Below are 11,478 nucleotides of genomic sequence, written 5' to 3'. Positions count from 1 at the left end.
GGCGAGGCCCGTTTGCACGCCCGCGGCCATGGCCTGCAGCCGGTCGAGATCGTCGGGCCAGGCCTCCTGCAGGTCGCTCCAGAACTCGCCGGTCAGCGGCGAGGCCGCTCGCTCGGTGAGCTGGGCCTCGAACACCGCGCGGCGCTGCGTCAGCAGGTCGGTGCCGCGCTGGCGCACGTCGATCGCCAGCAGCTTGGCGAGCCGGATGTCGGCATCGAGCGCATTGCGCTCCTTGGTCAGGCGCGCGCGCTGGCGCGTGATGTCGGGGTCTTCGCTGGCGCCGGCCGCGGGCGGGTTGCCGAGCTCGCCCAGGCGCGCGTTGAGGTCGTTGAGCTCGCCGGTGCGCGCCGCCACGAACTTGTCGGCCTGCGCGCCGATCGCGTTGATCTGGGTCAGCCGGCTGCGCGCGTCCTCGGCCGAGTCGGTGCTCTGGTCGATCTTCGCGAGCAGCGCGCGCAGCTCGGCCACGGTGGGCGCGGGCGGCGCGGCCGCGAGATCGGGGTCCTGCTGCGCGAAGGCGGTGCCGCACAGCAGCAGGGCGGCCATCAGCAAGGCCGCGAGACGGGAGGTCCAACTCATGGACGCATCATAGAAGCCGCACCTGAAGGTCCGGCTTCGCGGCGCGTCACAGCATGTGACGGGGCCGCGTTCAGCGTGCAGGGCTGAACAGGTCGACGCGGTCGGTGATGATGCCGTCCGTGCCCAGGTCGATCAGGCGCTGCGCGGCCCAGTCGTCGTTGACCGTGTAACTCAGCGCGCGCAGGCCGGCGCCGTGCACCTGCGCCACCACCGCGGCGTCCCACAGCGCGTGGTTGCAGACGATGGCCACGCAGCCGAGCTCGCGCGCGGTCTCGAGCCAGCCGCTCCACAGCGTGTCGAGCAGCAGGCCGCGCGGCAATTCGGGCGCCGCGGCCGCCGCCCCCTTGAGCGCATCGACCTGGAACGAGGTCAGCAGCGGCGGGACGGCCGCATCGCGCCACAGCGTCGCGGCCTGCCGCGCCACCGCCTCGCCGGTTTCGCGCTCGGTGCCGGGCGTGGGCTTGATCTCGATGTTCAGCAGACAGTGGTTGGCCAGGCAGAAGCGCGCGAGGTTCTCGAGCGTGGGCAGCGGCTCGCCCGCGAAGGCGCGCGAATGCCAGCCGCCCGCGTCGAGCTGTGCCAGTTCGCTCCAGGGCTTCTGGCCGCCGATGCCGCGGCCGCTGGTGGTGCGTTCCAGCGTGGCGTCGTGCATCAGGAACACCACGCCGTCCGCGCTGAGCTTGGCATCGCACTCGAACATGCGGTAACCATGCGCGGCGCCGAAGCGGAAGGCCGCGAGCGTGTTCTCGGGCGCGAGCTTGCCGGCGCCGCGGTGGGCGATCCAGCGCGGATAGGGCCAGGGGGTGCTCATTCCGCGCTCATTCCGCGCGTTTGCCGGAACCGGCGTCGAACCAGTGGAGCTTGTCTTCGCGCGCGGCGATCTTTACGGTATCGCCCGCCATCGGCGGCTGGTCGGCCTCGTCGGTGCGCATGATGATCTGCTCGTCGCCGATGCGACCGTAGACCAGGCGCTCGGCGCCCAGCAGCTCGACCTGCTCGACCTGCACCGACCAGCCGCGCTCGTCGAGCGCCATGTGTTCGGGGCGGATGCCCAGGATCTGGCCCGGCCGCACGCCTGGCGCATGGCGCAGCAGGTTCATCGGCGGTGAGCCGATGAAGCTCGCGACGAAGGTGGTGGCGGGGCGCGAATAGACCTCCTCGGGCGTCGCGAACTGGTCCATCACGCCGCCGTTCATCACGATGATGCGCTGCGCCAGCGTCATGGCCTCGACCTGGTCGTGGGTGACGAACAGCGAGGTGATGCCGAGCTCGCGGTGCAGCTTCTGGATCTCGAGGCGGGTCTGGGCGCGCAGCTTGGCGTCGAGGTTCGACAGCGGTTCGTCGAACAGGAACACCTGCGGCTGGCGCACGATCGCGCGGCCCATGGCCACGCGCTGGCGCTGGCCGCCCGAGAGCTCGCGCGGCTTGCGTTCGAGCAGATGGCCCAGCTCGAGGATCTTCGCGGCCTTGTCCACGCGCACCTTGATCTCGGCCACCGGCACCTTCGCGATCTTCAGGCCGTAGGCCATGTTCGCGAACACCGTCATGTGCGGGTAGAGCGCGTAGTTCTGGAACACCATCGCGATGTCGCGCTCGGAGGGCTCGAGCTGGTTCACCACCTTGTTGCCGATGGCGATCTCGCCGGCGGAGATCTCCTCCAGGCCGGCCACCATGCGCAGCAGCGTGGACTTGCCGCAGCCCGACGGGCCGACGATGACGACGAACTCGTGGTCGGCGATCTCGGCGCTCACGCCGTGGATGACCTGGTTGGCCTTGGGGCCGTGGCCGTAGCGCTTGATGACGTTGCGGAGGGAAATGGCAGCCATGTTTTCAGTTCAGCGTTTTATTTGTCGGTATCGACCAGGCCCTTGACGAACCACTTCTGCATCAGCACCACGACCACCGCGGGCGGCAGCATGGCCAGCACGGCCGTGGCCATCACCACGTTCCAGTCCACCGGCGACTCGCCGTTGCCGATCATGGCCTTGATGCCGACGACGATCGGGTACATGTCCTCGCTGGTGGCGGCGATCAGCGGCCACAGGTACTGGTTCCAGCCGTAGATGAACTGGATCACGAACAGCGCCGCGATGCTGGTCTTCGACAGCGGCAGCAGGATGTCCTTGAAGAAGCGCATCGGCCCGGCGCCGTCGACGCGCGCGGCCTCGACCAGCTCGTCGGGCACCGTCAGGAAGAACTGCCGGAACAGGAAGGTGGCGGTCGCCGACGCGATCAACGGTATCGAGAGGCCGGCGAAGCTGTTGATCATGCCGAGGCTGGCCACGACCTGGTAGGTCGGGCCGATGCGCACCTCGACCGGCAGCATCAGCGTGATGAAGATCAGCCAGAAGCACAGGCCGCGCAGCGGGAAGCGGAAATACACCACCGCGAAGGCCGACAGCAGCGAGATGCTGATCTTGCCGAAGGTGATGACGAGCGTGATGACCGTGCTCACCCAGATCATCCGCGCCACCGACACGTTGGCGCTGGTGCGCCCGCCGCCGGTCAGCGCCGCCTTGTAGGTTTCCCAGAAGTTGCTGCCGGGCAGGATCGGCATCGGCGCCTGCATGATCTCCTGCGGCGTGTGGGTGGAGGCGATGAAGGCCAGGTAGATCGGGAACATCACCAGCAGCACGCCGATGATCATGATCACGTGCGCGAGGATGCCCAGGGAGGGGCGGCGCTCAACCATGGCGGGCCTCCGAGGCGTGGGCCGCGCGGCGGGCGGGGAAGAAGGGTGGCATGGGGGCGGTCATCAGTACTGGACCTTCTTCTCGACGTAGCGGAACTGCACCACCGTCAGCGCGATGACGATCACCATCAACACCACCGACTGGGCCGCGGCGCCGCCGAAGTCCATGCCGCGGAAGCCATCGAAGTACACGCGGTAGACCAGCGTGGCCGTGTCCTTGCCGGGGCCGCCCTGGGTGGTGGCGTCGATGATCGCGAAGGTGTCGAAGAAGGCGTACACCATGTTGATCACCAGCAGGAAGAAGGTGGTGGGCGTCAGCAGCGGGAACTGGATGGTCCAGAAGCGGCGCATCGGGCGCGCGCCGTCCATGGCGGCGGCCTCGATCAGCGACTTGGGAATCGACTGCAGGCCCGCGAGGAAGAACAGGAAGTTGTAGGAGATCTGCTTCCAGACCGAGGCCATCACGACCAGCGCCATGGCGTGGTCGCCGTTGAGCAGATGGTTCCAGTTGAAGCCCATCTTCTTGAGCCAGTAGGCCACGATGCCGATCGACGAGGAGAACATGAACGACCACAGCAGGCCGGTCACGACGGGGGCGACCGCGTACGGCAGGATCAGCACGCTGCGGTAGAAGCGCGTGCCGCGCACCACCCGGTCGGCGAACACCGCCAGCACGAGGGCGATGCTCAGGCCCAGGACCGTCACCAGCACCGAGAAGACGATCGTGGTGTGGAACGAGGCCATGTAGGTGCTGTCGTTCCACAGCGCCTCGAAGTTGTCCAGCCCCACCCAGGTGATCGAGTTGCCGAAGGCGTCCTGCTGCTGCAGCGACTGCACCAGCGCCTGGCCCGCGGGCCAGAAGAAGAAGACGCCCACGATGAACAATTGCGGCGCCAGCAATGCCCAGGGCAGCCAGTTCGAACGAAAGATGACGCGTTTTTCCATGGGGAGGGCGTTCAGGTCACGGACACACTAAATAAGCAAACAGCCAGGACTACACGGGGCAGCCTGGCTTGTGGCGGGTCAAACGAACCGAAACGAACATTCGTTCGCGCCGGTCCGGGGTCGGAGCTTACTTGTTTGCGGCCTGGAATTTCACCAAAAGTTCGTTTCCGCGCTTCACGGCGCTGTCCAGCGCTTCCTTCGGAGTCTTCTTGCCGGTCCAGATCAGCTCGGTTTCCTCGTCCTCGATGGCGCGGATCTGGGGCAGGTTGCCCAGGCGCACGCCACGCGACTTGTCGGTGGTCTTCTTGATCATCTGGTTCACCGCGACGTCGGTGCCCGGGTTTTCCTTGTAGAAGCCGGCCTTCTCGGTCAGCTCGTAGGCTGCGGTGGTGATCGGCAGGTAGCCGGTGCGCATGTGGCTCTCGGACTGCACCTTGGGGCTCGACAGGAAGGTGAAGAACGCGGCCACGCCCTTGTAGCTGGCGGCCGGCTTGCCCGACATCACCCACAGGCTGGCGCCGCCGACGATCGTGTTCTGCGGTGCGCCCTGCACGTCCGGGTAGTAGGGCAGCGCCGATTCGGCGAACTTGAACTTGGCGTCGCGCTTCACGCTGGCGTAGCTGCCCGACGAGCCGATGAACATCGCGCATTCACCCGAGGTGAACGAGGTGATCGGCTTGCTGGCGCGGCCCTTGTAGACGAACAGGCCCTGCTTGGACATGTTCGACAGGTTCTCGAAGTGGCGCACGTGCAGCGGCGAGTTGAACTCCAGGCGGGCGTCGAGGCCGCCGAAGCCGTTGTTCTTCGAGGCGTACGAGGTGTTGTGCCAGGCCGAGAAGCTCTCGAGCTGGGCCCAGCTCATCCACGAGGTGGTGAACGGGCACTGGCTGCCGCTGGCCTTGAGCTTGGCGGCCGCCGAGACCACTTCGGGCCAGGTGGCGGGAGCCTTCTCGGGGTCGAGGCCGGCGTTCTTGAAGGCGTCCTTGTTGTAATAGAACACCGTCGTCGAGCTGTTGAACGGGAACGACAGCATCTGGCCGTTGGGGGCGGTGTAGTAACCGGCCACCGCGGGGATGTAGGCCTTGGGGTCGAACTTTTGGCCGCCTTCCTTCATGACGTCGGCCACGGGCTTGATCGCGCCCTTGGAGTACATCATGGTGGCGGTGCCCACCTCGAACACCTGCAGGATGTCGGGCGCGTTGCCCGAGCGGTAGGCCGCGATGCCGGCCGCCATCGACTGGTCGTATTCGCCCTTGTAGGTGGGCACGACCTTGTAGTCCTTCTGGCTCTCGTTGAACTGCTTGGCGAGGTCGTTGACCCAGTCGTTGAGGGCGCCGTCCATCGAGTGCCACCACTGGATCTCGGTCTGGGCCTGGGCGAGGGCTGGCACGGCCAGAGCGGCAGCCAGCGTAGAGGCGATGGCGAGCGTCTTGAAGCGCATTAAGACTCCTGTAGGGAAAAGTAAGTAAAACCGGCGATGTTAGGTTACATACGTGACGGTTCTGCGGCTTTGTCGCACGGAGTGCACACGGCAAGAAACCCGGGGAAACCCCCTTGGCCGACAGGGCGCTCGCGCCTGGGGCCCCTGCTTGCTGCGCTGCACCATGCTAGCATCGCCCTCCCTTTTTCGGCCTAGCCTGTTGCCATGGCCGGGGCTACCGCGAGCAGCAGCATGAGCAGCAAGACCTCCCTCGACAAAAGCAAGATCAAGTTTCTTCTGCTCGAGGGTATCCACCCCTCGGCCGTGGAGGTGCTCCATGCGGCGGGCTACACCAACGTCGAGTCGCTGCCGGGCGCGCTGTCCGACGAGGCGCTCAAGGCCAAGATCGGCGACGTGCACTTCCTCGGCATCCGCTCGCGCACCCAGCTGACCGCCGAGGTGTTCGCGGCCGCCCACAAGCTGGTGGCCGCCGGCTGCTTCTGCATCGGCACCAACCAGGTCGACCTCGAGGCCGCGCGCGAGCACGGCGTGGCGATCTTCAACGCCCCTTACTCCAACACCCGCTCAGTCGCCGAGCTGGTGCTGGCCGAGGCGATCCTGCTGCTGCGCGGCGTGCCCGAGAAGAGCGCGGTGGCGCACCGCGGCGGCTGGCTCAAGTCGGCCGACAACGCCTTCGAGATCCGCGGCAAGACGCTGGGCATCGTGGGCTACGGCTCGATCGGCGCGCAGCTGTCGGTGCTGGCCGAGGCGCTGGGCATGCACGTGGCCTTCTACGACGTGGTCACCAAGCTGCCGCTGGGCAATGCGCGCCAGGTACGCGACCTGCACCAGCTGCTGGCGCAGAGCGACATCGTGACCCTGCACGTGCCCGAGACGCAGGCCACGCAGTGGATGATCGGCGCGGCCGAGATCGCGGCGATGAAGTCCGGCTCGATCCTGATCAACGCCTCGCGCGGCACCGTGGTCGAGATCGACGCGCTGGCCGGCGCGCTGAAGGAGAAGAAGCTGCTGGGCGCCGCCATCGACGTGTTCCCGGTCGAGCCGCGCAGCAACAAGGACGAGTTCCAGTCGCCGCTGCGCGGACTCGACAACGTGATCCTCACGCCCCACATCGGCGGCTCGACGATGGAGGCGCAGGCCAACATCGGCCTCGAGGTGGCCGAGAAGCTGGTCAAGTACAGCGACAACGGCACCTCGACCTCGTCGGTCAACTTCCCCGAGGTGGCGCTGCCCGCGCACCCGGGCAAGCACCGCCTGCTGCACGTGCACCGCAACGTGCCGGGCGTGCTGTCGGAGATCAACAAGATCTTCTCGGACAACCACATCAACATCTCCTCGCAGTTCCTGCAGACCAACGAGAAGATCGGCTACGTGGTGATGGACATCGACGCCGCCTCCTCGGACCTCGCGCTCGAGAAGCTCGCGAAGGTGCAGGGCACGATCCGCAGCCGCGTGCTGTTCTGATCGCGTCGCGCTGGGGCCGGCCGGCGCGCCGGCAGTGCCAGAGGGACACGCGTCGGCGCCAGGGCACGAACCCTGGCCCTGACCTAAAATCCCCACCCCGGCTATGGACGCGTGGCGCCCGGCCGAGGCCCCACCCCGATGAATGCTCCGACCGCGTTGAACGCGCTGCTGTCGCAGGCCGCAGAGCCTGCACGACTGCGTGAGATCCCCTACAACTACACCAGCTTCTCCGATCGCGAGATCGTGATCCGCCTGCTGGGCGAGCGCGCCTGGGAATTGCTCCAGACGCTGCGCGCCGAGCGCCGCACCGGCCGATCGGCGCGCATGCTCTACGAGGTGCTCGGCGACATCTGGGTCGTTCAGCGCAACCCCTACCTGATCGACGACCTGCTCGACAACCCGCGCCGCCGCGGCCTGCTGGTCGATGCGCTGCGGCATCGCCTGGCCGAGGTGCAGAAGCGCCGCACGCCCGACAGCGACCTGCCGCGCGACCAGCTCGTGGGCGAGCTCACGGGCCGCGTCGGCGAGGCCGTGCAGGCCTTCGACACCCTGTTCCGCGACGTCGCCGCGCTGCGCCGCAAGGCCACCCGCGTGCTGGGCCGGCTCACGGCCAAGGACAACATCAAGTTCGACGGCCTCTCGCGCGTGGCCCACGTCACTGACGCCACCGACTGGCGCGTGGAGTACCCCTTCGTCGTGCTGTGCCCCGACACCGAGGCCGAGATGGCGCTGCTGGTCAAGGGCTGCATCGAGCTGGGCCTGACCATCATCCCGCGCGGCGGCGGCACCGGCTACACCGGCGGCGCGATCCCGCTGACCTGGAACAGCGTGGTCATCAACACCGAGAAGCTCGAGGCGATGACCGAGGTCGAGCTGGTCGCGCTGCCCGGCCTCGAGGCCCCTGTGCCCACCATCTGGACCGAGGCCGGCGTGGTCACGCAGCGCGTGGCCGACGCGGCCGAGCGCTCGGGCTACGTGTTCGCGGTCGACCCGACCTCGGCCGAGGCCTCGTGCGTCGGCGGCAACGTCGCGATGAACGCGGGCGGCAAGAAGGCCGTGCTGTGGGGCACCGCGCTCGACAACCTGGCCTCGTGGCGCATGGTGACGCCGCAGGCCGAATGGCTCGAGGTCACGCGCATCGGCCACAACCTCGGCAAGATCCACGACGCCGAGAGCGCGCTGTTCGAGCTCCAGTACTTCGCGGCCGACGGCAAGACGCCGCTGCGCACCGAGCGCCTCGATATCCCGGGCCGCACCTTCCGCAAGGAAGGCCTCGGCAAGGACGTGACCGACAAGTTCCTCTCGGGCCTGCCGGGCATCCAGAAGGAAGGCTGCGACGGCCTGATCACGAGCTGCCGCTGGGTGGTGCACCGCATGCCGGCGCACACGCGCACCGTCTGCCTCGAGTTCTTCGGCAACGCCAAGGACGCGGTGCCGAGCATCGTCGAGATCAAGGACTTCATGTTCGCCGAGCAGAAGCGCTCGGGCGTGCTGCTGGCCGGCCTCGAGCACCTCGACGACCGCTACCTGAAGGCCGTGGGCTATGCCACCAAGTCGAAGAAGCACGGCGGCCTGCCGAAGATGGTGCTGTTCGGCGACATCGCGGGCGACGACGCCGACGCGGTGGCGCGCGTCACCTCCGAGGTGGTGCGCATCGCCAACTCGCGCAGCGGCGAGGGCTTCATCGCCATCAGCCCCGAGGCGCGCAAGAAGTTCTGGCTCGACCGCAAGCGCACCGCCGCGATCAGCCGCCACACCAACGCCTTCAAGATCAACGAGGACGTGGTGATTCCGCTGCCGCGCATGGCCGAGTACAGCGACGGCATCGAGCGCATCAACATCGAGCTCTCGCTGCGCAACAAGCTCGCGCTGGTCGACGAGCTCGAGAAGTTCTTCGTGCACGGCAACCTGCCGCTGGGCAAGACCGACGACGCCAACGAGATTCCTTCGGCCGAGCTGCTCGAGGACCGCGTGGCGCAGGCCGTGGCACTGCTGCAGGAGGTGCGCGCGCTGTGGGCCGGCTGGCTCGACGAGGTCGATGCGCTGTTCCCGCAGCTGCAGGACCATTCGCTGCGCGCGAGCTGGAAGACCCAGCTGCGCCAGCCGCTGTCGGCCATCTTCGCGGGCGCGGCCTTCGCGCCGATCCTGGCCGAGTGCACGGCGATCCACAAGCGCGTGCTCAAGGGCCGCGTGTGGGTCGCGCTGCACATGCACGCGGGCGACGGCAACGTGCACACCAACATCCCGGTCAACAGCGACAACTACGAGATGCTGCAGACCGCGCACGAGGCGGTCGCGCGCATCATGAAGCTGGCGCGCCGGCTCGACGGTGTGATCTCGGGCGAGCACGGCATCGGCATCACCAAGCTCGAGTTCCTGTCGGACGAGGAACTGCGCCCCTTCGCCGAGTACAAGCAGCGCATCGATCCCGAGGGCCGCTTCAACAAGGGCAAGCTGCTGCGCGAGCCGGGTGCCGGCGCGCAGTCGCTGCATGCCGACCTGACCAACGCCTACACGCCGAGCTTCGGCCTGATGGGGCACGAGTCGATCATCATGCAGCAGAGCGACATCGGCGCCATCGCCGACAGCGTCAAGGACTGCCTGCGCTGCGGCAAGTGCAAGCCGGTGTGCGCCACCCACGTGCCGCGCGCCAACCTGCTCTACAGCCCGCGCAACAAGATCCTCGCGACCTCGCTGCTGGTCGAGGCCTTCCTCTACGAGGAGCAGACCCGGCGCGGCGTGAGCATCAAGCACTGGGAGGAGTTCGAGGACGTGGCCGACCACTGCACGGTGTGCCACAAGTGCCTCACGCCCTGCCCGGTGAAGATCGACTTCGGCGACGTGTCGATGAACATGCGCAACCTGCTGCGCAAGATGGGGCAGAAGAGCTTCCGTCCCGGCAACGCGGCCGCGATGTTCTTCCTCAACGCGACCAATCCGCAGACCATCAAGACGGTGCGCGCGGGCATGGTGGGCATCGGCTTCAAGGCGCAGCGCATGGCCAACGACCTTCTGCGCGGCCTCGCGAAGAAGCAGACGGCGGCGCCGCCGGCCTCGCTCGGACCGGCGCCGCTCAAGGAGCAGGTGATCCACTTCATCAACAAGAAGATGCCGGGCAACCTGCCGAAGAAGACGGCGCGCGCGCTGCTCGACATCGAGGATGCGGATTACGTGCCGATCATCCGCAACCCCAAGGTCACGACCTCGGAGACCGAGGCGGTGTTCTATTTCCCGGGCTGTGGGTCGGAGCGGCTGTTCTCGCAGGTCGGGCTCGCGACGCAGGCCATGCTCTGGCACGCGGGCGTGCAGACGGTGCTGCCGCCGGGCTACCTGTGCTGCGGCTATCCGCAGCGCGGCAGCGGCCAGTTCGACAAGGCCGAGAAGATGATCACCGACAACCGCGTGCTGTTCCACCGGGTGGCGAACACGCTCAACTACCTCGACATCAAGACGGTGGTGGTGAGCTGCGGCACCTGCTACGACCAGCTGCAGGGCTACCAGTTCGACAAGATCTTCCCGGGCTGCCGGATCATCGACATCCACGAGTACCTGCTCGAGAAGGGCATCACCCTGGGCGATGCGGGTGGTGCCGGCTACCTCTACCACGACCCCTGCCACACGCCGATGAAGCAGCAGGACCCGATGAAGACGGTGAAGGCGCTGGTCGGCGACAACGTGCTCAAGAACGACCGCTGCTGCGGCGAGTCGGGCACGCTGGGCGTGTCGCGGCCCGACATCTCGACGCAAATCCGCTTCCGCAAGGAAGAGGAACTGAAGAAGGGCGAGGCCGCGCTGCGCGACGGCGGCAAGATCGGCGCCGGCGAGAACGTGAAGATCCTCACCAGCTGCCCGAGCTGTCTGCAGGGCCTGTCGCGCTACGGCAGCGACCTGAACAACGGCCTGCTCGAGGCCGACTACATCGTGGTCGAGATGGCCAACAAGATCCTCGGTGCCGACTGGATGCCCGAGTACGTGGCGGCCGCGAACCACGGTGGCATCGAACGGGTGCTGGTGTGAGCGGCGAAGCGGCGCGCGTGGCTGGCTGCGTGTTCTGCGAACAGGCGGGCGGACGCCTGGTGTTCGAGGGCGCGAGGCTGCGCGTGATCCATGCGGTGGAAGCGGGCTTCCCGGCCTTCTACCGCGTGGTGTGGAATGCGCACCGGCCCGAGTTGTCCGACCTGTCGCGTGAGGAGCGTGCGCACTGCATGGATGCCGTGGCCGAGGTCGAGCAATGCCTGCGCGACACGCTCGCGCCGACCAAGATCAACGTCGCCGCGCTCGGCAACATGGTGCCGCACCTGCACTGGCACGTGATCGCGCGCTTCGACTGGGACAGCCATTTCCCCGCGCCGTTCTG

9 protein-coding genes are annotated in these 11,478 nt (G+C 67.4%); 3 read left to right on the top strand and 6 right to left on the bottom strand.

From position 1 onward, the window contains the following. The 6 genes from AC27VN_RS19310 to ugpB all read right to left on the bottom strand — a co-directional run. Window positions 1-579 (bottom strand): DUF3772 domain-containing protein (locus AC27VN_RS19310; RefSeq protein WP_490877547.1); only part of this gene is annotated, 579 nt, incomplete at its 3' end. Between the two features lie 70 nt (window positions 580-649). Next, window positions 650-1,390 carry a glycerophosphodiester phosphodiesterase gene (ugpQ, locus tag AC27VN_RS19305; protein WP_490877546.1) on the bottom strand — a complete coding sequence of 247 codons (741 nt, stop codon included), beginning with the start codon at window positions 1,388-1,390 and terminating at the stop codon, window positions 650-652. A gap of 7 nt (window positions 1,391-1,397) precedes the next feature. Next, entirely contained in the window at window positions 1,398-2,405 is a 1,008-nt protein-coding gene (ugpC, locus tag AC27VN_RS19300) for a sn-glycerol-3-phosphate ABC transporter ATP-binding protein UgpC (RefSeq protein WP_093340999.1), read from the bottom strand. Window positions 2,406-2,422: 17 nt separating this feature from the next. Further along, a complete protein-coding gene (gene ugpE, locus AC27VN_RS19295) occupies window positions 2,423-3,271 on the bottom strand; it encodes a sn-glycerol-3-phosphate ABC transporter permease UgpE (protein WP_057592066.1) in 849 nt (282 codons plus the stop codon). Window positions 3,272-3,334: 63 nt separating this feature from the next. Continuing rightward, the gene (gene ugpA, locus AC27VN_RS19290) at window positions 3,335-4,216 is read right to left on the bottom strand and encodes a sn-glycerol-3-phosphate ABC transporter permease UgpA (RefSeq protein WP_093340998.1); all 882 of its coding nucleotides are present in this window, start codon (window positions 4,214-4,216) and stop codon (window positions 3,335-3,337) included. Between the two features lie 127 nt (window positions 4,217-4,343). After that, entirely contained in the window at window positions 4,344-5,657 is a 1,314-nt protein-coding gene (ugpB, locus tag AC27VN_RS19285) for a sn-glycerol-3-phosphate ABC transporter substrate-binding protein UgpB (RefSeq protein ID WP_093340996.1), read from the bottom strand. 231 nt (window positions 5,658-5,888) lie between these two features. Between ugpB and serA the strand changes: the two genes are divergently transcribed. The 3 genes from serA to AC27VN_RS19270 all read left to right on the top strand — a co-directional run. Then, window positions 5,889-7,121, top strand: coding sequence for a phosphoglycerate dehydrogenase (gene serA, locus AC27VN_RS19280; RefSeq protein ID WP_296787524.1), 1,233 nt, complete (start codon window positions 5,889-5,891; stop codon window positions 7,119-7,121). A 138-nt stretch (window positions 7,122-7,259) separates the two neighbouring features. Then, window positions 7,260-11,138: a DUF3683 domain-containing protein gene (locus tag AC27VN_RS19275; protein WP_208511835.1), complete on the top strand. Its 3,879-nt coding sequence runs from the start codon at window positions 7,260-7,262 to the stop codon at window positions 11,136-11,138. After that, window positions 11,135-11,478, top strand: a 344-nt coding sequence (locus AC27VN_RS19270) for an HIT family protein (protein ID WP_490877545.1), incomplete at its 3' end; no start/stop codon positions are given. The genes AC27VN_RS19275 and AC27VN_RS19270, both read left to right, overlap by 4 nt.

This window comes from Variovorax sp. 20P10.2.4 (assembly GCF_058244205.1).
The sequence above is the reverse complement of the archived record's forward strand: the minus strand, read 5'-3'. Positions and strand labels throughout refer to the sequence as shown.

Bases quoted from the DNA above. Each gene is read 5' to 3' on its own strand.
- ugpQ (WP_490877546.1), bottom strand. From the start codon at position 1,390: ATGAGCACCCCCTGGCCCTATCCGCGCTGGATCGCCCACCGCGGCGCC.
- ugpC (WP_093340999.1), bottom strand. From the start codon at position 2,405: ATGGCTGCCATTTCCCTCCGCAACGTCATCAAGCGCTACGGCCACGGC.
- ugpE (WP_057592066.1), bottom strand. From the start codon at position 3,271: ATGGTTGAGCGCCGCCCCTCCCTGGGCATCCTCGCGCACGTGATCATG.
- ugpA (WP_093340998.1), bottom strand. From the start codon at position 4,216: ATGGAAAAACGCGTCATCTTTCGTTCGAACTGGCTGCCCTGGGCATTG.
- ugpB (WP_093340996.1), bottom strand. From the start codon at position 5,657: ATGCGCTTCAAGACGCTCGCCATCGCCTCTACGCTGGCTGCCGCTCTG.
- serA (WP_296787524.1), top strand. From the start codon at position 5,889: ATGAGCAGCAAGACCTCCCTCGACAAAAGCAAGATCAAGTTTCTTCTG.
- AC27VN_RS19275 (WP_208511835.1), top strand. From the start codon at position 7,260: ATGAATGCTCCGACCGCGTTGAACGCGCTGCTGTCGCAGGCCGCAGAG.